The following is a 23,993-nucleotide window of genomic DNA, read 5'->3' on the forward strand; positions in this document are numbered from 1 at the left end:
CGGCCCGATCCGAGCACGAGCAGTAATCAACGACAACATGAGGGGGTCACGATTCAGACGTCGTCAGGGGGTCAAAATTCGGCCGTCGTTGACACTTGACCAGCCCGGTCATCCGGTGGCAAGGACCGACGAAGTCCGTCCGCGGCAGCGATCGCCCCGGCCACGTACGTCGCGTCCCGAAGTGAGCGATCGACACGGCCTCGACCACCTCGATGCGAACGCTGGCGGGACATGCCGAACCTGATCTGGGCAGCGACCACGCCGTCAGGTAACCCCCCGCCACGCGTACCAAGGACCGTGCTCATGCTTGAACGAGTGCGAGAGAGGTTCACCTGCGAAGTCCGCCAGCTCGGCCTCTCACCTGGGTGAGGCGTTCACGAGTGTGGTTGAGCAGCGACGATGACGCCCTGACAAAGCTCGCTTCCCAAGCTGCGCGTGATCGTTTCCCGGCCGAGCTTCCGGGGTTCAGCGTGCCGCGTCAGGCATGCGGACCGTTATGTACGGATGTGCCTGTTCCAGCCACTTGCTGGTCAGCCTTGCCCCTGTGGTCTGGTCGATGACCGCGAGGGCGCTGAGAACGATCATGAACTGCGGAAGAGTGAAAGAAGACAGCTTCTTGAGACTGAGCAACCTTCTGTTCTTCCGGCGGCGTAAGGACGGGTGACTGTCGCCTGAGGAAGGACCGTACATGGCGGATAGATCGGAGTACGACACGTTCGTCGAGGCGTCGTGGCACCGGCTGCTCCGCACCGCCTATCTGCTCGCCCGTGATTGGGGAGCGGCCGAGGACCTGGTGCAGACGGCGCTGCTGAAGGCGTGGCAGGCCTGGCCGCGCCTGGGCGACGAGCGTGAGGCGTACGTCCGCAAGATCATTGTGAACCTGCACGTCTCCTGGTGGCGGCGCCGCTGGAGACAGGCCGAGCTGACCAGCGAGTCGCCGCCCGACCAGGCGCAGGCGGCCGACCACCTGGGGCAGGCCGACGACCGCGAACTGGTCTGGCAGGCACTCGGCCGCTTGCCTGCCCGGCAACGGGCCGTCGTTGTGCTGCGGTTTTTCGAGGACATGACCGAGGCCCAGACCGCTTCGACGCTTGGCTGCAGCGTCGGGACGGTTAAGAGCCAAGCGAACAGGGCGCTGGCCAAGCTTCGGGTGGACGAGTCGTTCGCGTACGACAGGAGGGGGTAGCGCCATGCGTATCGACCAGGGAGAACTCCGCGACCTGCTGGACGAGCGCAGCAGCCCTGCGCTCGACCGCCCGATCCCGTGGCACTCACTGCGGGCCAGGACGCGCGACGCGCGGCGGCGCCGGTTGTCGGCCGTCACCGTCGCTGTCACTTTCGCCGTCGCGGTCGTCGCCGCGGGAACGATCGTCAGCCTGCGAGGGCCGGACCAAGTCGATCAGCCGACCACCGCGAACGTGACCGAGAAGCTCCCGATCCAGTACGAGGAGTCCGACGGAACCGTCTACCGCAGGCTCGCCACGGCGGCCTTCGACCCGTCGCGCGAGGAATCGAAGACATTCCAGGTGGAGGTGAGCGGCAAGCCGGTGGCCATCCTGCCTGACTGCCCGTCCCCCAAAGCGGCGCCACCGCAGGTCAGAGCGCGGGTGCCGGGCCTGGACAAGGACTTCACGCTGTCACCGGTGGCCTTTCTGATGAACTCGTGCGAGCGAGGCAAAGCGGTCGACATGCAGCCCTTCCCCGCCGGGACGCGGACGGTGAGATTCACCGTCAAGACCTACCCTGGGAGAACGCCTCCGCGAAAATGGCGGTTCGGCGTGTACGAGTGGACGCCGCCGGCCACGATGAGGACCGCCTCGCCTCCGGTCGACCCGCCCGCGAAGATCGGGAAGGACCTCAGCCTGGTCGCCAAGGGCAGCGCCACCTGGCCCGGCACCCGCGAGGTTACGCTCACCGTGCGGAACAGGGGCCGCGGCCTGGCCATCGTCACCTACTGCGGGGACGGCCTCGCCGAGCGGCTCACCCACAAGCTGTGGGTGAACGGGCGCCTGGTCAAGGGCCTCACCCTCTGCTCCGCCCCGCCGACCACCAGCGGGGCCGGGTTCCTCCACATGGGCAAACGGCCGCGCAGTGAGAAGACGACAACGATCAGGGTCCGGCTGGAGACGTCCATCCCCGAGTACCTGCGGCGCCCCGGAACGCTGACAGTGGCCGCTTATGACGGCGACCTATGACGGGGGGTGATCGTGTCACACGGTAACCGGCTCAGGGGCATGGTCGGCACCAGCGTCCTTAGTCAGGGACGGTGATGGCGAGGCTGCCGGGGTGAGGAGATGCCAACCGGACGACGCGACTGCCTTGGCCGGATTCGAATTATGGGTTGGCGCCCGCCGTATTCACTGATTCCACAGGAATCATCGCTCGTTTGAAGGCGAGAACGGAGGGCGTCCCGCGATCGCGGACGATCGTCGGGTTCGGCGGTCGGCTCTGCGCCGATGGCGGCGATCCTGCTGGACGGGCGACCCGGGGAAGAGGAGGGCAGCCAGGAGTCGGCGGCGGATGCCGGGGAGGCTGGCTGCTCCGTCGTCCGCCCGTGCCGGGCGCGGGGCGGTAGCCGGCGTCGCGGATCACCTTGCAGCCGCGGTTAATGAGTTGCTGGGTCTCCAAATCCGACGTGACATGGTGCTCCCTGGCGTTCTGCACGAGCGTCGGCACCCAACTGGACGCCTCGAACGTGCGACGGGCGTTCCGCAAGATCACCAAGCAAGCGGGACTCGGGACCGCCTGGAGCCCCCGCGAACTGCGTCACTCGTTCGTCTCCATCATGAGTGACCAGGGCGGTACCCATCGAGACCATCGCCGATCTCGTCGGGCACGCGGGCACCAGCGTCACAGAAGCGGTCTACCGGCACCAACTCAGGCGGGTGATCACCAAGGGTGCCCAGACCATGAACACCATCTTCGGCGACAGCCGACACGGGTAGGGAGTCCGACTGAGATGGCTCCCCGATTGGCTCCCATCGACTCCCAGACATGGAAAAGGGGCTCCGGATGAACTCCGAAACCCCTCTTGACCTGCAATTTCTTGGTGGAGATGAGGGGATTCGAACCCCTGACCCCTTCGATGCGAACGAAGTGCGCTACCGGACTGCGCTACATCCCCAAGGACTCGACTAGGTTAACACTCCTTGGAGGGTCCTCGCGCCACCGTTTCAGTCCCCCACCGCCCGCTTGGGCGGTTCCGCGTACTGGTCGAACAGGACGTCAGCATGCAGTGGCGTGAGATCGATCACCTCGGCCGGTGGCTCCTCGACGACCCGCCGCTGTTCCCTCGCCCGCCGCAGTCGTTCGGCGCGTACCTGGCGGGCGCGCTCCCGGCGTTCCCTGTCCACCCGTACGGCGACCCGCAGGAATCTCGTGTACGCCAGCGCGATCACGACGGACGGCGCCACGCCCCACCACGGGATCATCTCGACCGCCGCCGTGACGATGGAGGCGATCACCAGCAGCGTGCAGAAGAACAGCAGGCGGCGCCGGCGGGCGACGATGATGGCGCGGCGCCGACGGCGGAACTGGCGGACGTCGACCTTCTCGATCTCGGGGGCGTCGTCCTCGTCCCCGTCCGATGGGCCCAGGTTGTCGAGGTCGGGCAGTTGATGCTCGCCGGTGTAGTGCTCCTCGAGCTCGGCCAGCTCCGCGAGGTTGGACTTGTCCCTGCGCAGCCACATCGGGATGAGGACGCACAACCACATCACGACGATGGCGAGATAGAGGAGGACGCTGCTCATGACGACCTCCGGGCAGCACAAAGACGCGTGTGGGTTCGTTGCGTCTTCAATGTGCTCACGTCACGCACCGTAAGACCGCGTGTCACTGATTGACGAGCATTCGGTGCGGTGTGTCGCGAGATCGTCAAACCTCTTCGACGGATGACCCCCCGCGAGCCGCCGATTCACGGGCGCGACGCCACTGCACGAGCAGCCCGCCAGGCACGTCCTCGACGGTCAACGCGTAGCAAATGTGATCGCGCCAGGCCCCGTCAATGTGGAGTTGGCGACGCCGAATGCCTTCTTCCCGGAATCCGAGCTTCTCAACCACCCTACGGCTCGCCTGGTTCTCGGGGCGGATGTTCGCCTCCAGCCGATGCAATCCGGTGGTGAAGAAGCAATGGTCAACGGCCATGGCGAGGGCGGTGGGGGTGATCCCCCGGCCGGCCAGAGCGCCGTCGATCCAGTAACCGACCTGGGCAGAACGGGCAGATCCCCACACGATGGCGCCCACGGTCAACTGCCCCGCGAAGCGCCCCTCGTACGTCACCACCCAGGGCAGCGCCAGCCCTTGCCGTGCCTCACGGCGCAGGGTGCCGACCATGGAGATGTAGGGGCCGAGGCCCGTCCTGAACAGCGGTGTCTCGGGATTGCTCGGCTCCCAGGGGCGCAGCCAGTCCGCGTTGCGCAGTCTGGTCTCGCGCCACGCGCGCACGTCGCTCAGCCGCAGCGGCCGGAGGCCTACCGGACCCTCGTTCAGGGTCGCCGGCCAGCCACGAAGTCGATCCACATCTCTCATCATCCCCCCATCGGGCATGATGTCGCCACGCGCGCGTGGAATCGCCCTCAGCGCGGGTGGTCGCCGCCCCGGATCTGGTCGACCGCGTGCCGCAGGATGGGGGCGAGTACGGCGACGCCATCCCGTACGCCACCGGACGATCCGGGCAAATTCACGATCAGGGTGTCGCCTGCCTGCCCCGCGAGCCCACGGGACAAAACGGACGTCGGCACCTTCTCGCGATTCGCCAGCCTGATCGCCTCGGCGATGCCGGGAATTTCCCGAGAAATCACCCGAGCCGTCATCTCCGGCGTCAGGTCCATCGGCGTCAGCCCGGTCCCGCCGGTGGTCACGACGACCTCGTAGCCACCCGCGATCCCGTCGCGCAGCGCCGCCTCGACCGGCTCGCCGTCCGGCACCACCACGGGCCCGTCGACGACCTCGCACCCGGCCTCGTCACGCAGCAACTCGACCAGCAGCGGTCCCGATTTATCCGCATAAATCCCGGCCGAAGCCCGATTCGACACGGTGATCACCAGCGCTCGCATCACACCTGCTCCCGCGTCCAGCGCCCGGTCTTCCCGCCCAGTTTCTCCTCCACCCGCACCTCGGTGATCACCGCGCCGGGATCCACCGCCTTGACCATGTCGATCAGCGCCAGCGCCGCCACGGACACCGCCGTCAGCGCCTCCATCTCCACGCCCGTACGGTCGGCCGTCTTCACCCGGCACGTGATCGCCACGCCCCAGTCCTCGACGTCCAGCGTCACCTTCACCCCGTGCAAAGCGATCGGATGGCAGAGCGGGATGAGGTCGGGCGTCCGCTTCGCCCCCATGATCCCCGCGATCCGCGCCACCCCGAGCGCGTCACCCTTGGGCACCTCGCCCGACCGCAGCAGCCCGACCGCCTCGGCCGACAGCAGCACCCGCCCGGTGGCCACGGCACTGCGCGCCGACACGTCCTTGGCGGACACGTCCACCATGCGTGCGGCGCCCGTCTCGTCGATGTGGGTGAACTCGCTCACAGCCGGATCACCTCCACCTCGGTCCCGCCCGCCACCTCGGTCACGTCCTCGGACACCACGATCAGCGCGTTCGCCGAGGCCAGGGCGGCCAGCTGGTGGGAGCCCTGCCCGTGCACCGGCGACACGGTGCCGTCGGAGGCGAGCACGCCCCGCAGGTACGACCGCCGCCCCGCGGGCGAGCGCAGCGGCCCCGTGACGTACGCGGTCACCGTCTCAGGCATGCCGCCGGGCAGCCCGCGCATCTTGTCGAGCGCCGGACGTACGAACAGCCTGAACGACACGAAGGACGACACCGGATTGCCGGGAAGGGCGAAGATCGGCACTTGGTCGTCCCCCAGGACGCCGAACCCCTGCGGCATCCCCGGCTGCATGGCGACCTTCTCGAACCGTACGGTGCCCAGCGGCGACAGCGCCTCCTTGACCGGCTCGTACGCCCCCATCGACACCCCGCCGCTTGTGATGATCGCGTCGGCCAGCACCAGGTGGGTGTCGAGCTTGTCGAGCAGCACGGCTGGATCGTCCCCGACCGAGCCCGCCCGGAACCCCTCGGCGCCCGCCTCCCGCACCGCGGCCGTCAGCGTGAAACTGTTGGAATCCCAGATCTGCCCCGGCGCGAGCTGCCCGCCCGGCTCCACCAGCTCGGCGCCCGTGGAGATGACGACCACTCGAGGCCGCGGCCGGGCCAGCACGCGCCGCCGCCCCACCCCGGCGATGATCCCCAGCTGCGCGGCACCGATCAGCGTGCCCGCCTTGAGCACGACGTCGCCGGCCTGGACGTCCTCCCCCGCCCGGCGGATCGCGTTGCCGGCCTGGACCGGGCGATCGATGCGTACGGAGACCGTCCCCCCGTCCGTCCACTCCACCGGCACCACCGCGTCGGCCCCGGCGGGGACGGGAGCCCCGGTCATGATGCGTACGGCGTGCCCTGGGCCCACGGCCCGCAGCTCCTCGGAGCCGGCGGCCACGTCGTCGATCACCGGCAACGTAACCGGAACTTCGGATATATCAGCAGCTCGCACGGCATAGCCGTCCATGGCCGAGTTGTCGAACGGCGGGAGCGGCACCGGCGACGACACCTCCTCGGCCAGCGTCGCCCCGAGTGCCTGCTCCACCTCGAGCTCCAGCGGTGCCAGCGGACGCACGGTGGCCAGAATGTCGGCCAGATGCGCGTCAACCGATTTCATCGAGGAACTCCCGCAGCCACGGCACGAAGTCCTTCGCCAGATCCTCCCGATCAGCCGCGAACCTCACGACCGTCCGCAAATAGTCGAGCTTGTCGCCGGTGTCGTACCGGCGGCCCCTGAACAGCACCCCGTACACGGGACCGCCCTCCTCGGAGCCGCGGCCGGCGAGCGTGCGCAGCGCGTCGGTGAGCTGGATCTCGTCCCCGCGTCCCGGCGGGGTGTTCTCCAGCACCTCGAACACCGCCGGGTCGATCACATAGCGCCCGATGATGGCCCAGTTGGACGGCGCCTCGTCAGCCGGCGGCTTCTCCACCAGGTCGGTCACCCGCACGACGTCGGCCTCGGCGGTGGGCTCGATGGTCGCGACACCGTACTGCGACACCTGCTCCTTGGGCACCTCCATCAGCGCGATCACGCTTCCGCCGAACGTCTCGCGTACCTGGATCATGCGTTTGAGCAGCGCGTCGCGGTGGTCGATCAGGTCGTCGCCGAGCAGGCAGGCGAACGGGTTATCGCCGACGTGCTGCTTGGCGCAGAGCACCGCGTGGCCGAGCCCCTTCGGCTCGCCCTGACGTACGTAGTGGAGCGTCGCGAGGGACGCCGGCTCTCGAACCTGGGACAGCCGGTGCTCGTCGCCCTTGGCCTCAAGGGCCTCCTCCAGTTCGAACGCGCGGTCGAAATGGTCCTCGATGGAGCGTTTGTTCTTGCCGGTGACCATGAGCACGTCGAGGAGCCCAGCGGAGGCGGCCTCCTCGACGACATACTGGATCGCGGGCTTGTCGACGATGGGCAACATCTCCTTGGGTGTCGCCTTGGTCGCCGGTAGGAACCGGGTGCCCAGACCCGCGGCGGGCACGACGGCTTTCGTCACAGGGTCGAAGTCAGCCATGAGTAGACCCTAGTGGAGGGACCTGTGGACAAGTTGAACCTGCGCCGCGAGCTGAGCGCGGCGCGTAGCTCTCTCTCCCCCGAACAACTCCGGGCAAACGCCATCAAGGTCCGCGAAACCCTGCTTGAGCAGCCGTGGGTCCAGATGGCCGGTTTGGTGGCCTGCTACTGGTCGGCGGGGGTGGAGCCGGATACGCACGGGCTCGTGTTCGCTCTCTGGAAACACGGCGCCACCGTGATCCTTCCCGTCCTGCGGGAGGATAATGACCTGGATTGGGCGGTGTACGACGGGCCGGACACGCTCGCGCCCGGCCGATTCGGGATCATGGAGCCGGTCGACACCCGCCGCGGGGTCGACGCCATCCGAACGGCCGCGCTCGTGATCGTGCCGGCGCTGGCGGTCGACCGGCGTACGGGGGTGCGTCTCGGCCGCGGCGGAGGCTCGTACGATCGTGCCCTCGCCAGGGTCGGCCCGAACGTTCCGACGGTGGCCCTGCTGCACGACGGCGAGTTGATCGACGGCGTCCCCGCGGAGCCGCACGATCAGCACGTCCGGTATGCGATGACACCAGCGGGACTTACTACTCTTATGTGAACGCAGGTACGAGAGGGGGCCGGATGACGCATGATGTCTGGCTCCTCGTTGGCGCGGGGATCGTCATCGCGGCCATCGCATCCGTACGGGTGGCGCATCGCAGCGGTCTGCCCAGTCTGCTGCTGTTCCTCGCCTTCGGTCTGGTCGTGGGCGATTTCGGGTTCGGATACTCCTTCGAGAGCCCGGAGCTCGGCCAGCAGATCGGCCTGACCGCGCTGGCGATCATCCTGGCCGAGGGTGGTCTGACCACCAACTGGTCCCATGTGCGGCGCTCCGTCCCGTTGGCCATGGTGATGGCGACCGTGGGCGTGGCCGTGAGCATCGTCGTGCTGGCGCTGGCCGTACAGACCCTGCTCGGCTTCGACATGACCACCGCGCTGATCCTCGGCGCGGTCCTGGCCTCCACGGACGCGGCCGCCGTCTTCTCCGTGCTGCGCCGGCTGCCGCTGCCGCCGCGGCTGGCGGGCGTGCTGGAGGCGGAGTCCGGGTTCAACGACGCTCCCACGGTCATCGCCGTGACGCTGCTCAGCGTGGCGTCCACGAACCCGTCCTTGGGAACGTTCCTGCTCGAAACCTCGATCGAGCTGGTCATCGGCGGCGCGGTGGGGCTGGCCGTGGGGCCGGCGGGCGCGTACGCGCTGCGCCGCGTCGCCCTCCCCGCCTCCGGCCTCTACCCGATCGCCGTCCTCGCGCTCACCTTCGTCTCGTACGGCGGCGCCGTGCTGCTGCACGGCTCCGGCTTCCTGGCCGTCTACCTGACCGCGTTGATCCTCGGCAATTCGCGCCTGCCGCACCGGGCCGCCACCAGGGGCTTCGCGGAGGGCGCGGCGTGGCTGGCACAGATCGGGCTGTTCGTCATGCTCGGCATGATGGCCAGCTCGGAGGAGATGCCATCGGCGATCGTCCCCGGGCTGATCACCGGCACCCTCCTGGTGCTCCTGGCCCGGCCGCTCTCCATCCTCGTCAGCTCTCTGCTTACGCGGGCGATACGGCTGGACCGGGTGAGCTGGCGCGAGCAGGCGTTCCTGTCATGGGCCGGGCTGCGCGGCGCGATCCCGATCGTGCTCGCGACCATCCCGTGGGCGGCCGGCGTCGAGGGCTCCGAGAAGATCTTCAACCAGGTCTTCGTGATCGTCATCGTGTTCACGCTGCTCCAGGGACCGACGCTGCCGCTCGCGGCCCGGCTGCTCAAGGTGGCGGCGCCGGGCGAGGCGCACGATCTGGCCGTGGAGTCCGCGCCGCTGGAGGAGCTCAAGGCGGACCTGCTGCAGATCAAGGTCCCGATCGGCTCCCGCCTGCACGGCGTGGAGATCTTCGAGCTCCGCCTGCCGGCCGACGCCCAGGTTACCCTGATCGTCCGCGACGGCAAATCCTTCGTGCCCACCAGCACCACCCGGGTGCGGGCGGACGACCAGCTCCTCATCGTCACCACCGCCTCCTGCCGCGACCAGGTGGAACGCCGCCTGCGTGCCGTAAGCCGCAGCGGCAAGCTGGCCGGTTGGTTCGGGGAGCGGGGACAGGAATAGGCGTTTGACCTAATCGGTTACCATTAGCAGTCGCAACGCTCGAGTGCCAGATTCTGAAGGAGGAGCCGCGTGCCGACTTACCAGTACGCCTGTAACGACTGCGGTGAGCAGCTCGAGGTCGTTCAGAAGTTCAGCGACGACGCGTTGACGGTCTGCCCAGAGTGCCAGGGCAACCTGCGGAAGGTGTTCTCCGCGGTTGGCATCGTGTTCAAGGGCTCCGGCTTCTACCGGACGGACAACCGCACGTCGTCCGCCTCTTCGTCGTCCGCTGCCGCGTCGTCCAACGGGTCGTCGAAGTCGTCGGAGAGCAAGTCCTCGGACTCCTCCAAGTCCTCGGACTCCTCCAGTTCGTCCGCCCCTGCCGCCGCACCCGCCGCCGCCTCCAACTGACGCTCCCGGCTCCAGAGCTCACGGCTCCCCAGGGCGTGCCTGTTCTTTCGGCGCGCCCTCTTCAAACCGTTCGGGTCTTCGGGGCGTCAGGTTCGCCGCGGTGATCGGGCTCGCGACGTCCAGCCTGCCGGGTCAGTCGGCACCGCTTGCCCAGCCGGTGCGCTCGATACGCCTAGCCGGTACCTTTCCGCCATGGGGAAGGATGAGTTCGACCGGCATGCCGTCATCATCCCTGGCGGCGGGTTCGGCCCGCAGGCAGGCATGCTGGCCTACGCGCGCGCAGCCGCCGAACGCCGTGACGCCGGCCTGAAACTGATCTCCTGGTCACCGCCGGCGGACGGCCGCCCCTTGGAGGAGCTTTCGTCCTGGGTCCACGACCAGGTGACAGCCGTCGTGGCGAACCTGCCCGCACCCACTCCCCTCCTGATCGGCAAGTCACTCGGCTCGTACGGCGCCAGCGTGGCCGCCGACCGCAATCTTCCGGCCGTCTGGCTGACACCACTGCTCACGATGCCCTCGTGCACTGAGGCACTGAGCCGCGCCACGAAGCCGTTCCTGCTCGTCGGCGGCACCACGGACAAGTACTGGGACGGTGCCCTGGCCCGGCGGCTGACGTCGCACGTGCTCGAGATCCCCGACGCGGACCACGGCCTGATGGTGCCGGGCCCGTTGCGCAAATCCGCCGAAGTCCTCGGCCAGGTGGTAACGGCCATCGAGACATTCCTCGACGACGTCGTGTGGCGCTGACCTCCTTTACTCCCCAGCACCCCATCGCACGTTATCCACAGAACTCGACTCGGCCGACCCTGCCCTCTCACCGATCCGGCTAATCTCAGCGCCATGGTCACTCGCGCAGACATCGGCGTCATCGGCGGCTCAGGGTTCTACTCGCTCCTCGACGACGCCGAGGAGATCGAGCTCGCCACCCCCTACGGCCCTCCGAGCGACGTCGTCACGATCGGACGCATCGGCTCGCGTTCCGTGGCGTTCATCCCCCGGCACGGGAGAGATCATCGCTTCCCGCCGCACCGCATCCCCTACCGCGCCAACCTCTGGGCGCTGCGCTCGCTCGGCGTCCAACAGGTGCTCGCACCGAGCGCCGTAGGGTCCCTGCAGGCCGAGTACGGCCCGGGCGCCTTGGTCATCCCCGACCAGTTGGTGGATCGCACCTCAGGCCGCGTCCAGACCTATTACGACATAGACGGCGCGGTCCACGTCTCGTTCGCCGATCCCTACTGCCCGTCCGGCCGAGCGGTGGCCGTGCAGGCGGCCCGCGCAGGCGAGTGGGAAACCGTCGACGGCGGCACGCTGGTGGTCATTGAGGGCCCGCGCTTCTCGACCAGGGCGGAGTCCCAGTGGTTCGCCGGCAACGGTTGGTCGATCGTCGGCATGACCGGCTTCCCTGAGGCGGTCCTGGCGCGCGAGCTGGCCCTCTGCTACACCTCGCTCTGCCTCGTGACCGATCACGACGCCGGAGTGGAGGCCGGCCAGGGCGTGACCCACGACGAGGTCCTGGAGTTCTTCGCTCAAAACGTCACACGCATGCGCACGCTGGTGGCCGAAACCGTGGAAGCCTTGCCCGAAGAGCGCACCTGCCCCTGCGGCACCGCCCTGGACGGCCTCAAGCTCCCCTTCGACCTACCGTGATCCAGTCCTGGCTGACCCGCTACGGCCGTCGCCGCCGCCTGATCGCGGCGGCGCTGGCCGCCATAGCCGTCATATCCGCCTATTTCGCCACCCGCCCGGCAGCCCCACCCACCACGGTGCTGGTGGCGACCCGCGACCTCCCTGTGGGCCCGCTCACCGCCGCAGACCTCCATCCGACCCCGCTCAACCATCCCCCGGACGGAGCCATACGCACGACCACCGCCGCAACCGGACGCTACCTGACATCCCCCATGCGCAGAGGCGAGCCCTTGACCGACGTCCGTCTCCTGCACTCCTACCGCCTGCCACCAGGCATGGTCGCCACTCCTGTACGCATCTCCGACCCCGAGGCGGCCAAGCTCATCACCCCCGGCTCCCCCATCAACATCCTGGCGGCTTGGGAAGGGTCCCAAGGGGCCCGCACCATCGCAGAAGACGTAACGGTCATCACGCTCCCGAAACCCACCACAGCCGGCGCAGACGACCACGGCACGCTCGTCGTCCTCGCGACAACCCCGACCCAGGCCTCAGAACTGGCGGCAGCCCAAGCAGCCGCCCGCCTGTCGATCACCCTCGAGCCGCACCCTGACCTGGGGCAATCATCCGGTTAGGAGCAGCTAGAGCAGCGAACCCAGCTTGGGATCGTACTCCCAATGCCACGGCTCGAACGGGCTGCTATAGGCCCAGGAGGGATGGAACCACCCATACCTCTTGGAGTTCTTCTCCATCCACACGAACTCGGCGGACCCTGCCCGCTCCACCCCGCCGCACAGGTCCACAGCCAGCCCGAGCCCGTGGTTGCTCCGCCCGGGCACGGCGGCGAACCCCGGCCGCCGGTAGTAGATGGACTGCTGTTCGGCGAGGTTCCGGTAGGCGTCGGTCACGCATATGGGTTTCCCGAACCGCTTGCGATAGGCCTCGTTCAAGCTCACGAAGGCAATGGTGGCGTCGGCCCGCAGGCTGAACCCCTTCTGCTGCAGTGGGCAGAGCATGGTCTTGGGGATGAGCCCGTTGGGAAAGTCGCCGGCCGTCGCCGCCCGCAGCGGATCGCAGCCCAGCGCGGCCCGCCCCACCTTGTCCACCTTGATGCCGAGCTTCACGAGTGCGGCGGTCAGCGACTTCACGATCTTGTCCGACCGCTGCCGCAACGTATCGACCTCAGCCGACAGTTGCGCCTCCGCCAGCAGATTGCCGGCCCGAAGCTCCTGGGCCTCGCCCGCCAGCCGCTCCGTCTCTTTGTAGAGCGCACTGGTCTGCTCAACGGCCTGCTGCCGCACTGTCACGATCTGGGTCGCATCGGAAACGGCCCGCAAGGTCTTCTCGTCCGCGCCTCCGGCCAGGAACGGCAGCACCCCATCGGCCGAGATCGGCTGCTCGTACAACAGCTCGGCCATCTGCGACACCGGCTGCCGCATGACAGAAAGCCGCCGCTCCAGCTCCTGCAGCGCCGTCAACTTGGTCCTGAGCTCCTTCTCGGAGGCCGCGATGGTGCTCCGCCGCTTCTCAAGGGCTTTGGTGGCGTCCTCGAGCTCCTTGGCCGACCGCTCCGCCGCTTTCCGCAGCTCAGTGAGATTCCCGGGATCCCGCCATTCCTGCACCTGCTGAGTGGGGGTCCGCGTCTGGGCCTGAGCCTGGGGGGATGCGGAGGGCACCAAGAAAGAAGCCGCCATCGCCATGACTACCGCGATCAGACCCGCTGATCGAGGGGCTGGCACGTTCGACTCCTCCGTATGCAAACTCGTTACCCGGGTCAGGCACGCACGTTACTACAGCCCCCAGAGTGTCCGGGTCCAACTCCGGAGAGCTGTTATGAGACAAATGGCCAACTTTGCAAAGCCACCCCCCGCAACCAGCCAGATCCCACCCGGAACCCCGACCTGCCACATGAGCTACATAACAACCCATGACCACTCAAACCCCAGGCAGCCACCCACCAGCAAGCCCCTTACCACTCTCCTCCTCCTGCCGCTGCTGCTCGGTGCCCTGACGGGGTTGAGTGCGCTCCTCCTCCCGGCACCACTCCCACAACCAGGTGTCCACCCACTCCCCCGGACACCCGACTCGCGGCCGCACGGGAGCAGGCGTATAGGGCTCCTCCACCACAGGAACAGACTCGGAGCCGCCACCATCAGCCTCCGCACTCCGAGGGGACTGCGCCAGGGCCTGCACAGGCGCCGGCACGGCTCCTTCGTACATCCGATCAGGATGAGCAGGCGCAGGCACAAGAACCGCCCCGAACGCCACCCTTTTTCCACCGCCACCCGCCGCCATCCCATCGACGGCCCCACCCCCAAACCCCCGCATCTGTCCGGCCAGCAACCCCCCGGCCAGAATCGCCGGCGCGAGCAGCGCCCCGAACAACACAACGGGCCGCCGCCGCGCCTGCCTGCATCGCCTTCTGGTCACAGGCAGAAGCTAGCCACGGGAGATGAGCGAGAATCTGATCACTTGTCATGCCTTTACCGCAGCTCAGAGCACCCATAACCATCCCAGCCAAACTGATCCCGGTCCTACGTCCCACGCAGTGCCAGACTTTCGCTAGGCTTACGGGAGTCCGCCTCCGTAGCTCAGGGGATAGAGCACCGCTCTCCTAAAGCGGGTGCCGCAGGTTCGAATCCTGCCGGGGGCACTCTTCTCCACCAGGCATCTTGCCCTCTGACCTGCGGTTTTCCGGCCGCAGGTCTTTTGGTTCCCAGGCCCTTGGCAGGCCGCCGAGAGCACCCAAATGCAGCCGTAGGACCATGATCGGGGGACATGCGGGGGATGATCTTGAAGGCGCTTCCCCAGGTCAGACACTAATTCGGGGTCATCTGGGGTTTCAGCACCCGCCACGATCGCCAAGGCTGCGGGGACCAGCATGGCGCGAGCCTGAGGCGAGTGATCGAGCAAGACGGCGTGAGGAGGGTCAGACCATAGAGCTCACGCGCACCGACGATCATTTCTGCCCGAAGTGTAGCCCGGGTCGACGTAGTGCTCGCGCGGCAGCAACCCAGTGTTGGTGCAGATGCTGAGCGACCTTCTCTGTCATCGCCACGTCGAGCACGGTACTGGGCAGTCGGCACGAGTGAGCAGGCCAGGGTCGTATCCGCCGATGAACCAGGCGATCGCCGAGAACGCTCAGACCCTGGTTACAACCGCAACCAGGGCCAATAACCCATGGTGACCGCATGACGACCTCTCAGCCTGGCGAAATGCGAGCCCCGTTCATCCCAGCCCTCCGAAGTCGATGATCTTCCAAGAGGTGTCGTCCGACTGCCTGCCCACCAGAAAGGTGTATGGATAATGCGTGTCGTCATTGGGGGGCTCTTCGTTACACCGGCGAACCTCGATGTCAACGTAGACGTTCTGGACTTGCCGATAGCCACCTGGCCCATACGTGTCGGGATTTGGTTTGCTGACCTCGGAGACCTTCACGCTTCTCCATGTATCGATCGGATCATCCGGCCAGCGATGGACGCGGCTGTAGTAGGACGGCGCCGACAACGTGCGAACCGCCTCGGCGTCACGCGCCTCGATAGCGGCGAGATATGCGCGGACCACCGTATCGGCAGTAGCATCAGACTTCGGCAGAACCACCGATGGACCCTGCGTAACGGCACACGAAGCGCAGCCACTGCCGAAGCTTATAAGAAACAGGGTAGCCAGTGCTGCGATCGCGCGCCTTACCCTCATCTTCACGAGCCTCCAGTCACGGTGCGACCGAGCAAGGAACGGGCGATTTCCGCTTGCCGGAAACGCCCGCCCCTTGCTTCTCAGGGTCTATTCTCGTTCAGAACGAGACCCTGATTGCATAAATCTTCATGTTTGGATGTAGTCTCCTGGCCGGCGGAAGGGAGGTCGCCATTGCCCGGTAGTTGTATGCATTGCTGTGCTGTACGTACTGTACACCTTTCCATGAATTGGCCGTGACTCGACTGACCATGGCAACGTGGCCGAAGTCCGGACTTCCGCCAGTGTAATCCCATAGCAGGACATCGCCAACGCGAATATTCTGCCACGAGGTCACCCAGCCGGCGCGACGCCCCTTGGACATGAAATGCTGGAAGAAAGAGTTGGCTCCGGACCATGACCAACTCGTCGCAGCCTTGACTGCCCACGAGTTGTACCACGTAACGCCGGTTTTCGACTGAAACCATTGCGATGGATCACGGCGGTCTTCGTCAGAGGGCTTCTTCCCGTTCGTGTCCATAGCCGCTCCACCTCCATAGTGCAGCGCCCTGGACACGAAGTTTGTGCAGTCGTTATCGAAGAGAGGGTCGTCGAGATAATGCTGGAGAGCCCATTGGACCGCAGCCGTCCTGTTGATCGTGGACGCAGTCGTGGCCGCGGCTGTCCCGTTGGCCGTGGAGGGCCCTGTGAACGCATCGTCGATAGGCAGCTCGGGGAATCCGTCAGAGTCGATGGGTAGATCCATACCGTCCGCAGGGATCGACCCTGGCCCTGTAGATACCTCGTTCATGTCTGGAGTTACCTGGACGAGTCGCCCGTCGTCAGACGAATCTCTTACTTGGAGGCTGTCGCAGCTCGTCATTGAGAAGGTATAAGATTTGAGCTGCCGCGTTTCGCTGGTATCAGACTCAGGATTGGCCGTGCCGATATCGCCTAGATATTCGACGGTCTCACTTACCTCGGCCTGGACAGTAGTAAATTTCCCTTCCTGGTCATGGAATAGCATCACTCGGGAGACGCCGGTAGAAGAAGCGGTCTGCCTGATTCCCCGCCGGTTGAGCGTCTCAGCCACCCCAACGAGGGTGGGCTGCTGAGTGTACAGGATAGCCTTTGACGGCGCTGCGTCCGTATTGGTCGAGGTAATGTCCTCTACGGAGCGAGCAGTTAGCTCACGAAGATCATTTCGTGATTCCTCAAAAGTCTTGATGGCCTTCGAGAAGGTCTCCGGATTATCGCAAGCGTTCGTCGGAGCTGCCGGAACGGCGACACTAATCGAAGACCAGGGCCCTTGACCAAATGGGGATTTGGCGCGGACAGCGATTGTATAGCTCGCTCCAACGGTAAGGTTTGAAATCTCCGCGTGGGTTTTCGTAACGGAATGCGTCTGTACGACTTGCTCGTTGGAGTCGGTGACCTGTACATCGTATTCCCCGATCGGTGCCAGGGAACCTGGATCGGCAGGTGGAAGCCACGAAAGCACGGCGCCATTGCTGGCTCCCATACCATGCAGCTCCCCAACAATTCCTGGTGCAGAAGGCAGTCGGTAGCGCAGCCGCACTTCTATTGGTGCCGAACTGCCGAACTCGATCTGTTGCTCGCTGCTGGAAGAGACCGCGATCCACCCAAGAAGCGGAACGGCGTCGACCTGTAAACCTTCCGGAGGAATCGGGCCGAACGGTCCCGGATCCGCCTCAATCGCGGCCTGAACATCGGAGCCCATCGTGGATGGGCCGACCTCACCTGAGACGGGCGTCAGTCTGAGCTCAACGGCAGCGGAACATGAGGAACCTCCGCAGGAGGGTGCTCCCAGGCGTAGCGTCGCGTCAACCGGCATAGAGCCATCCGGCAGCTCAGCGAGGCTGACTTTCAAGGCAGACACCATGTGCGATGAACCCGTGCCACCGACCTTGACTGCGGTGGAGTCAGTGAACGGGCACGGCTGACCTTCACATGAATCCGTGCCGGTCTTGGCCGTTCTCACTGCGACATTTTCACTACCAAGCGTGATCTCGTGAATCGTCCCGGGCGGCTGAGTGGGTGGAGGCGTGCCGGTTGTGGTGAAGGACACCGGGACAGATTTGGCGGTACAGACTGCCGGGCCAGAATCTTCCGAGGTGGTTGCTACCGCAGGCATTGCCGACCCGCTACCGGCCACGGCGGGGGCGCTGCCGACAGGAGTGTTCATGTCGGTGGTGATTTCGGCGGCGGTTTGGGCGCGGTTGTAGATACGGATGTCGTCGATGGCGCCTTGGAAGTATTCGCCGTAGGCGGTGTTGCCGCCGATGTGGAGGGCGCCTTCGTCGTCCATGAGGGTGCCGGTGAGTGCGGTTTGGGCGAGTTGGGTGCCGTTGAGGTAGAGCCAGGCTGTGGTGCCGTCGTAGGTGACGGCCAGGTGGCTCCAGGCGTTGAGGGGTAGCGGTGTGGTGCTGCTGGGCTTTCCGTAGTTCTGGTCGGTGAAGATCCCGCCTGCGGGGCCTTCGCCATCGGCGGCCGCCCACAGGCCGTAGGAGGTGTCGTCGAACAGGGTGAAGTCCTTGGCGATGACGGTGCGCCAATCATCCACGGTGGTGGGCTTGACCCAAGCCGACAAAGTCAGCGCATTCGTCATCCGCAGGGACGGGTGGTGGTTGACGGTGACCCAACTGGAGGTGCCGTTGAACGACAGGGCCTGGCCGTTCTTACCGCTCACCCAGGTCGTGCCGGCCGCGGTGCCGTTGTTGGTACCAGTGACGTCGGTGACGGTGGTGCCGGTGCCTTCGTTCATGCCCCAGGCGGCCACAAGCCCGGCGGGCGTCGGAGTGGGCGTAGGTGTGGGTGTGGGGGTCGGCGTAGGAGTGGGGGTGGGGTTTGGTCCTGGGCCATTGTTCGACGGCGGGGCGACACAGGCGGTCATCTGCCACTTGTAGGTCGTGCCGGGCTGCACAGTGTTGGGCGGGATCTGGAAGGAAGCCCGCTGCCCGCCCTCGACGGTGCGGGTGCCCAGCGGTGCAGAGCCGACGGGCAGGCCTTGGTTGTCGTACAGGTAGTACTTGGCGATGACCGCTCCGCCGGAGGGGCGGTTGACCTTGCCGGAGAGGATCGGCTGGGTGGGATCGGTCATGCCGGTCTCGGTGTCGGACGGCAGCATCGGCGCATCGGAGGTGATGCGGTAGGCCGGGCTCTCGTTGCAGGAGGGCGGGGTGAGGCCGGCGCGGCAGGCCTTGACCACGAACTTGAAGCTGGCCGGGTTGTCCAGGGTGAACACCTTGTCCAGCACCTGGCCCGACGGGATGTTGTTGTGTGTGGTGGTGCTGGGCACGCCGACCAGGGCGCGGATGTCCTGGGCGGACAGGGAGCGCTGGTAGACGTGCACATCATCTACCGCGCCGTCCAGGTTCCCGGCCAGGGTGCGGGCCCGGCCGATCTCGAAGGCGCCCCGGGCGTTCCAGGTGGCGGTGTGGTCGCTCTCGCCGGCCAGGGCGCCGTCCACGTACAGCCGGATCTTGCCGGCGGCGTGGTCGTACTGGACGGCCACGTGCGTCCACTCGTTGATCTTCGCCAGGTCCTTGGACTGCACCAGGGTCTCGACGATGCGGTCCGCCCGGTCCTCGCGGATCATGGACAGCAGCCAGCGCTGGTCGTACCCCGGCGCCGAGGAAGTCCCGTACGACAGCGTGAAGCCGGGCTGGTGAACCCCCATCTGCGACAGCACGGTCTGCTCGTCGGTGCTGCTGTCCAAGCGCACCCAGGCGGCCACAGTGAAGCTCTGGTTGGTGTTGAGGACCGGCCCGGTAGTGGCGGCGTGCGCGCCGCCGGTGAACTTCACCGCCTGCCCGAGCTGACCCGGGATCCGCGTGTAGGAGCCGGTCAGGGTGGCCGGGAGGTTGTTGCCGGAGGAGTCGGCGGCGCTGGCGCCGGAGGTCTCATCCAGCTTCCAGTACGCCCGCTCCCCCGCGGGCAACTGAGCGGCCGGGGGCGCCATGGTGGAGTCGTTAACGGTCACCGTGTAGTTCAGCGGCGTCGCCTCCGGCACGCTGGACTTGTAGCTGACCTTCACATTGGTGCTGCGGGCGATGGCGTCGTTGCCGGTCATCGAGTCGATCGACTCGGCGCTGACGGTTGGGATCTCCGGCGGCAGCACCCAGTCCACGCTCAGCTTCGGCTTCACGCCGCCGGTGAGCAACTGCGGCCAGAACAGGAAGTCCTCACCGAAGCCGCGCGGGGTCCCGCTCTCCTGGGTCAGCTTGAGCGCCAGCCCATGGTTGGGCGTGCCGGAGGCCCACAACCTTGTCATCGCGGTCAAGTCCCAGCTCCAGATCGAGCCGCTGCTGCCAGGCAGCGCGCACGGATCGATCGAAGCCCTGCCTTCCTCGGTGGTTGCGGGCTGGTTGCCCCAGTAGGTGTCATCGGCCACCCAGGACTCGGTGATCTGCTGAGCCGCGATGCCCTGAAACTCGCTGCAGTTGGTGACATTGCTGCGCAGTTGCAGTTGCATGGTGGCCCTGACCACCTGCCGCCCGGCGATCGGGGCGGTGTCGAAGGCCATCAGCGCGCGGGTGAACCGCTCGGTATAGGTGCACGAGGTGCCCGGACAGCCGCTGCCGTAATTCGACCTGCTCACGGCGCCCGGCGTCGTCTGCGAGGTTGGGGACCGGACGCCCACCTCCTGCGTGATCCCCAGGGTGGTGGTGGGATCGACCGTGACCGGGTATTGCGTCGCCGGATCGGCCAACCACTGCGGATCCGGCCGCAACACCAGCACGGTGCCGCCGTTCTCGGTCTCCACACTGGTCTTGATCTTGGCTTCCCGGCCCGGCTGCTGGTCGTCGGTCTTCACGGCTGCCGCATCCCACATGCGCGGAGCGGGCGCGCCGGCCGCCTTCTCTTTGCCGGCTGACAGGGTGAGCCCGCCGGACTTGTTCACCTTGAGTTTGAGTCCGGGCGCCTGCACCGGCAGCCGGTACTCCACCGGCCCGGTAGGACGTTCACGCAACACCACATCGTGCCGGAACCCGGTGGGCAGCGCGGTGACCACCAGGTCCGCCGACGGCCCGGCCGCTCCCACATAGGTCGCCACATTGCCCTTGACCTGCGGGCGCGGCAGCTCTGTCGGCCAGGACAGGCCGAAACTGCCCTCCCGACCCATGCGCATGCTGGCGAACGGACCGGAACCCCCCGTCGAGAACCGCACACCGGCCTTGGCCAGCCGCGGCTTCAGGACGCCGTTCTTTTCCTCAAGGGTGGTGTCGATCCACGCCCACGAACCGTCGGCCTGCCGCAACTGGGCCGGTCCGCTGTAAGACTCGGTGGACAGGTGCCCGTCCGGATATGCCCACGTACGCGAGGTCTCCGTGAACGCGGCCTCGACCGCCACCGGTTTGTTTAGTTTCTTGGCATCGAGGATTGCCGTGCGTAACGGTGCGTCCGGATCCTCGGGACGTGGGAACGTGGTTACCGAAGGGCCGGAGGTTCCCTTGGTCGGTTCGGGATCGGCCTGGGCGGCGCCGGAAATCCCTGCAACCAGCAGCGATGCTGCCACCGTGAGCACCGTTGCGAATGCGAGCCGTTGGTTAGGAGGCCGGTCGGCTCTCGCCTTGCTGACTAATCTGTCCACAGACACCTCAATCTGTCGCGCATCGGGGAATGGCCAACAATTCGTATCCTTGTCAAGATCGTCCAGCAATGTGAGATAGATCACCCCGATTGGCGCGCTAAAGCTGTAACGCCTGGCCGATGTGATCCGATATCTCCTGGTCAAATCACACCGAAAGTGGTAATTCATGTTTTCGAAATTGACGAGCTCACTCCCAGTTGCTCTGTATCGCCATAGAACCGTGCGAAGCACGTATTCGGGGATGGAATAGCCCATTGAAGGCGATCCTCAATACAACGGGGCCCTCGGCAACAGACTGGAGGCTGTAGTGAGTCATCGCGGTGTCGAGGATGATGCGAACGGCCCCCGGCTGTTCATGGCCCTACCGGGGCGAGTCAACGATGAGCGCCCCGCCTTCCACCGGCACATGGCCGCATTGCTGCTCCTCATCGGCGAGGAGGTATCGGCTCAGACGTCCATGGATTCTCGCGAGTGGAGACGCGCAGCCCGAGCAGCCGTCCGACGAAGCTTGTCCGCAGTCGAGATACTGCCGGAGGCGGCCTTCGACACGCTGATCCTGGCCGCTGTCTATGACCCCGACCCGAGCCTCAACCGCCAGTTCGTCGAGCCCGCCCTCAAGAGCTTCGGGCATCGCAGAGTGCAAACCGCCCTTGTCAGCTTGCTCACTACCGGTACGGACTCCGAGAAAGCCGGCGCCGCCCGTGCCTGGTACTGGGCGCAGATCCCTCTGAGATCCAAAGGCGGTGCACGCATCCCCGACGAAGAGCGCAAGAAGGAATACGACGCGCTGGAAGACGTCAGAACGCAGTGGCGCGAAGCCGCGCTTGGGGAATTCATCACCAATGAGGACCTCGACGTACGTCGCTGCATCCTTCCAGGGCTCGACCTCAACCCCAGCCACTACCGAGCCGAACTCAGGGAAGCCGTCTCGGCCGCCGTCCACATCGCCCGCACCCACCCCGACGAGTACATCCGGCACCGAGTCGAGCATCAAGTCTGAAACCTCTCGGCCTCTATCTCTAGAGCCCAACCATTGATGCCACGCGGTATGCCGTGAGCTTTGGCGGGGACACTGACGCCGTGACTGCAATCGTCGGAGGCACCCTGAGCTGCCGCCAAGGCTCGGTGGACATCCCTTGGGCACGCCAAGCTGCTTTTCCGGCAAGGCTGAACGCGCTCGCCGAAAGGCTGTGGGATACGGGACGGGCAGCGTATGCCTGACTTCTGGATCATCGGCCCCATCGCCTGGGACCTCGCCCTCTACATCGACCGCATCCCCGCCAGCGGTCACTTCGTTCAATCCGGCGATAGCGTCGAACGTCCAGGCGGAACTGGAGCCAATGTCGCCGTTGCCTTGAGCCAGGCCGGGGGCCGCGTGCACATGGTCGGCTACGTGGGAGCCGATGCTGCTGGCCAAACCATGACTAATACGCTTACTGCAGCCAGGGTCGACATCGATCACGTGCAGGTTCTACCGGGACGCACGTCCTCCGTGGTCCTGCTCATCGAGCCCAACGGCGAACGCACCATCATCGGTATCCATCCTGACCTGCTGCACATCATCACGATCCCCACACAAGCCGTGGCACCGGGAGACATCGTCTACTTCGCCGCCTGGCACGACACCTTCACCTCCGCAGCCCAAGCCATGGCCGCCCAAGGAGCGCTGGTCACCAGCGTCCCGCCCGGCGTGGTCCCCGCCATGCAGTACCTGATCGGATCCCGCAACGACTACGCCGCTGTCCCCGAGAAAGCCACCGCCATCATGACCGACGGCGCCAACGGCGTCACGGTTTACGCATCAGGCCAGAGCGAGGATCATTACCCAGCCGTCCCAGCAGATGTAGTAGACGCGACTGGTGCCGGTGATGCCTTCGCCGCAGGCCTGCTCTGGGAGATCGGCAACGGAAAGACTCTGGCCGAAGGCGTGCATCTCGGCCTCACCTGGGCTGCCACAACCGTTCAGACGAGATCGTCCATGCCGACCACACTTCAGACGCCCCAGTGCGGGAGCATCAAGCGAAGATGAGATTCGCCAGCATATGCGTCCTTCTCCTTCGACGGGACGCTCGCTCTAGGTCGGCCTGGTTTAGATGCTGTGGAAGAGCGATGGTGGAGACCAGGGCGTGACTAGACCGGAAGCACGAGTCTTCGACAGGCCATTTCCTGGCTAGGCGGAGCAGCCTTGGAGCGAACGCGCGGACCTTGACTGGAGGTCGTGTGGACAGCACGGTATGGATTGCGATCTTGACGGGCGGGACGGCGATCCTGGCGGGATGGGTGACCAGCCTCGGGAACGCTCGCGGAGCACGGATCCAGGCTGAAGCTTCTGCCAAGGCCCAGCATCATGCTCAGATTCGTGAGGCACGTCGGACGGCCTACCTCGAGTTCCTGGAGCAGGCCCACATCACGGGCGAGCTTTACTACAGGCTCGGTGACGTCTACGCGCAATTGACGCGGCCAGACGAGCAGTTGAAGAAGATGGAGGACTTACGTACTGCCCTGCGCGACGCCTATGATCCGCTGGCGCGATGCACCAGAGTAGTCCTCCTCGAAGGGCCGGAAGCCGTCGCCGCACAGGCGGAAGCCGTCAGGCAAGCAGCCACGGAAACCAACGGAGCGCTGTGGGACATCACCCAAGGCGCCCCTGAAGCACGTTCATCCTTCGACAATGCACACCAGACATACCGCGACCGGTTACAGAGCTTCATCGAAACGGCCCGTACGACCATGGGGTCCCCATAGTGAGCCGTCCCTGCGGACGCCACCGATGCCTCTTTCGCACCGAAACCCGGCCTTCCTACGACGCCTCAGCTCGAACACCGGGCAACCACATGGTTGCGGATGGCATAGAGGCAACCGCCATCACGCGTGATACGCAGCAGCCGAGACAATCGTTGAGATTATGCCGCTTTAGCAGTTCGACTCGACTGCGCTCCGATTGCCCCTTACCGTCACATTCATCCCACAG

At 66.1% G+C, this 23,993-nt stretch carries 21 protein-coding genes, 2 tRNA genes and 1 pseudogene; 14 read left to right on the forward strand and 10 right to left on the reverse strand.

The window, feature by feature from the left end:
* Positions 1 to 688 precede the first annotated feature (688 nt).
* From ACIBX3_RS57010 to ACIBX3_RS57025, 4 genes and pseudogenes are all read left to right on the forward strand, one after another.
* The gene (locus tag ACIBX3_RS57010) at positions 689 to 1,186 is read left to right on the forward strand and encodes a SigE family RNA polymerase sigma factor (protein ID WP_397129213.1); all 498 of its coding nucleotides are present in this window, start codon (positions 689 to 691) and stop codon (positions 1,184 to 1,186) included.
* 4 nt (positions 1,187 to 1,190) lie between these two features.
* Positions 1,191 to 2,195: a hypothetical protein gene (locus ACIBX3_RS57015; RefSeq protein ID WP_397129214.1), complete on the forward strand. Its 1,005-nt coding sequence runs from the start codon at positions 1,191 to 1,193 to the stop codon at positions 2,193 to 2,195.
* Between the two features lie 413 nt (positions 2,196 to 2,608).
* Positions 2,609 to 2,740: pseudogene (locus ACIBX3_RS57020) on the forward strand (hypothetical protein); the annotation flags it as partial.
* A gap of 49 nt (positions 2,741 to 2,789) precedes the next feature.
* Positions 2,790 to 2,945, forward strand: a complete 156-nt coding sequence (locus ACIBX3_RS57025; RefSeq protein ID WP_397129273.1) for a hypothetical protein — start codon at positions 2,790 to 2,792, stop codon at positions 2,943 to 2,945.
* A 102-nt stretch (positions 2,946 to 3,047) separates the two neighbouring features.
* On the opposite strand, the gene ACIBX3_RS57030 is transcribed toward ACIBX3_RS57025, so the two are convergent.
* The 7 genes from ACIBX3_RS57030 to galU all read right to left on the reverse strand — a co-directional run bounded on the left by ACIBX3_RS57030 (position 3,048) and on the right by galU (position 7,603).
* Positions 3,048 to 3,124: transfer RNA gene (locus ACIBX3_RS57030), tRNA-Ala, on the reverse strand.
* Positions 3,125 to 3,173: 49 nt separating this feature from the next.
* Positions 3,174 to 3,749 (reverse strand): hypothetical protein, encoded by a 576-nt coding sequence (locus ACIBX3_RS57035; RefSeq protein WP_397129216.1) that lies wholly within the window; start codon positions 3,747 to 3,749, stop codon positions 3,174 to 3,176.
* 124 nt (positions 3,750 to 3,873) lie between these two features.
* Positions 3,874 to 4,527: a GNAT family N-acetyltransferase gene (locus ACIBX3_RS57040; RefSeq protein WP_397129270.1), complete on the reverse strand. Its 654-nt coding sequence runs from the start codon at positions 4,525 to 4,527 to the stop codon at positions 3,874 to 3,876.
* 47 nt (positions 4,528 to 4,574) lie between these two features.
* Positions 4,575 to 5,054 (reverse strand): molybdenum cofactor biosynthesis protein B, encoded by a 480-nt coding sequence (locus ACIBX3_RS57045; RefSeq protein WP_397129217.1) that lies wholly within the window; start codon positions 5,052 to 5,054, stop codon positions 4,575 to 4,577.
* The gene (gene moaC, locus ACIBX3_RS57050) at positions 5,054 to 5,530 is read right to left on the reverse strand and encodes a cyclic pyranopterin monophosphate synthase MoaC (protein ID WP_397129218.1); all 477 of its coding nucleotides are present in this window, start codon (positions 5,528 to 5,530) and stop codon (positions 5,054 to 5,056) included. The genes ACIBX3_RS57045 and moaC overlap by 1 nt, the downstream gene beginning before the upstream one ends.
* Complete coding sequence (gene glp, locus ACIBX3_RS57055) at positions 5,527 to 6,714, reverse strand: gephyrin-like molybdotransferase Glp (protein WP_397129219.1); 1,188 nt, start codon at positions 6,712 to 6,714, stop codon at positions 5,527 to 5,529. The genes moaC and glp overlap by 4 nt, the downstream gene beginning before the upstream one ends.
* Positions 6,701 to 7,603 (reverse strand): UTP--glucose-1-phosphate uridylyltransferase GalU, encoded by a 903-nt coding sequence (gene galU, locus ACIBX3_RS57060; protein ID WP_397129220.1) that lies wholly within the window; start codon positions 7,601 to 7,603, stop codon positions 6,701 to 6,703. Before galU ends, glp begins: the two co-directional genes overlap by 14 nt.
* Before the next feature lie 24 nt (positions 7,604 to 7,627).
* On the opposite strand from galU, the gene ACIBX3_RS57065 reads away from it, so the two are divergent.
* The 6 genes from ACIBX3_RS57065 to cpaB all read left to right on the forward strand — a co-directional run bounded on the left by ACIBX3_RS57065 (position 7,628) and on the right by cpaB (position 12,371).
* Positions 7,628 to 8,197, forward strand: coding sequence for a 5-formyltetrahydrofolate cyclo-ligase (locus tag ACIBX3_RS57065; protein WP_397129221.1), 570 nt, complete (start codon positions 7,628 to 7,630; stop codon positions 8,195 to 8,197).
* A 23-nt stretch (positions 8,198 to 8,220) separates the two neighbouring features.
* Complete coding sequence (locus ACIBX3_RS57070) at positions 8,221 to 9,723, forward strand: potassium/proton antiporter (RefSeq protein WP_397129222.1); 1,503 nt, start codon at positions 8,221 to 8,223, stop codon at positions 9,721 to 9,723.
* Positions 9,724 to 9,792: 69 nt separating this feature from the next.
* Positions 9,793 to 10,113 carry an FmdB family zinc ribbon protein gene (locus ACIBX3_RS57075; protein WP_397129223.1) on the forward strand — a complete coding sequence of 107 codons (321 nt, stop codon included), beginning with the start codon at positions 9,793 to 9,795 and terminating at the stop codon, positions 10,111 to 10,113.
* A 192-nt stretch (positions 10,114 to 10,305) separates the two neighbouring features.
* The gene (locus ACIBX3_RS57080) at positions 10,306 to 10,860 is read left to right on the forward strand and encodes a hypothetical protein (RefSeq protein WP_397129225.1); all 555 of its coding nucleotides are present in this window, start codon (positions 10,306 to 10,308) and stop codon (positions 10,858 to 10,860) included.
* A gap of 93 nt (positions 10,861 to 10,953) precedes the next feature.
* A complete protein-coding gene (locus ACIBX3_RS57085) occupies positions 10,954 to 11,760 on the forward strand; it encodes an S-methyl-5'-thioadenosine phosphorylase (protein WP_397129226.1) in 807 nt (268 codons plus the stop codon).
* Positions 11,757 to 12,371 carry a Flp pilus assembly protein CpaB gene (gene cpaB, locus ACIBX3_RS57090; protein ID WP_397129227.1) on the forward strand — a complete coding sequence of 205 codons (615 nt, stop codon included), beginning with the start codon at positions 11,757 to 11,759 and terminating at the stop codon, positions 12,369 to 12,371. The genes ACIBX3_RS57085 and cpaB overlap by 4 nt, the downstream gene beginning before the upstream one ends.
* A gap of 6 nt (positions 12,372 to 12,377) precedes the next feature.
* On the opposite strand, the gene ACIBX3_RS57095 is transcribed toward cpaB, so the two are convergent.
* Positions 12,378 to 13,430 (reverse strand): D-alanyl-D-alanine carboxypeptidase family protein, encoded by a 1,053-nt coding sequence (locus ACIBX3_RS57095; RefSeq protein WP_397129228.1) that lies wholly within the window; start codon positions 13,428 to 13,430, stop codon positions 12,378 to 12,380.
* 886 nt (positions 13,431 to 14,316) lie between these two features.
* Between ACIBX3_RS57095 and ACIBX3_RS57100 the strand changes: the two genes are divergently transcribed.
* Positions 14,317 to 14,389 (forward strand) — tRNA-Arg (locus ACIBX3_RS57100).
* 575 nt (positions 14,390 to 14,964) lie between these two features.
* On the opposite strand, the gene ACIBX3_RS57105 is transcribed toward ACIBX3_RS57100, so the two are convergent.
* On the reverse strand, positions 14,965 to 15,336 hold the full coding sequence (locus ACIBX3_RS57105; RefSeq protein ID WP_397129229.1) for a hypothetical protein: 372 nt from the start codon (positions 15,334 to 15,336) through the stop codon (positions 14,965 to 14,967).
* Positions 15,337 to 15,529: 193 nt separating this feature from the next.
* Positions 15,530 to 20,947, reverse strand: coding sequence for a LamG-like jellyroll fold domain-containing protein (locus tag ACIBX3_RS57110; protein WP_397129230.1), 5,418 nt, complete (start codon positions 20,945 to 20,947; stop codon positions 15,530 to 15,532).
* A gap of 583 nt (positions 20,948 to 21,530) precedes the next feature.
* Here ACIBX3_RS57110 and ACIBX3_RS57115 point away from each other — a divergent pair.
* From ACIBX3_RS57115 to ACIBX3_RS57125, 3 genes are all read left to right on the forward strand, one after another.
* Positions 21,531 to 22,022: a hypothetical protein gene (locus ACIBX3_RS57115; RefSeq protein ID WP_397129231.1), complete on the forward strand. Its 492-nt coding sequence runs from the start codon at positions 21,531 to 21,533 to the stop codon at positions 22,020 to 22,022.
* A gap of 213 nt (positions 22,023 to 22,235) precedes the next feature.
* Positions 22,236 to 23,051: a carbohydrate kinase family protein gene (locus tag ACIBX3_RS57120; protein ID WP_397129232.1), complete on the forward strand. Its 816-nt coding sequence runs from the start codon at positions 22,236 to 22,238 to the stop codon at positions 23,049 to 23,051.
* A gap of 191 nt (positions 23,052 to 23,242) precedes the next feature.
* Complete coding sequence (locus ACIBX3_RS57125; RefSeq protein WP_397129233.1) at positions 23,243 to 23,767, forward strand: hypothetical protein; 525 nt, start codon at positions 23,243 to 23,245, stop codon at positions 23,765 to 23,767.
* The last annotated feature ends 226 nt before the right edge of the window (positions 23,768 to 23,993 follow it).

Source organism: Nonomuraea sp. NPDC049480 (assembly GCF_044465905.1).
In the GTDB taxonomy this organism is placed as follows: domain Bacteria; phylum Actinomycetota; class Actinomycetes; order Streptosporangiales; family Streptosporangiaceae; genus Nonomuraea.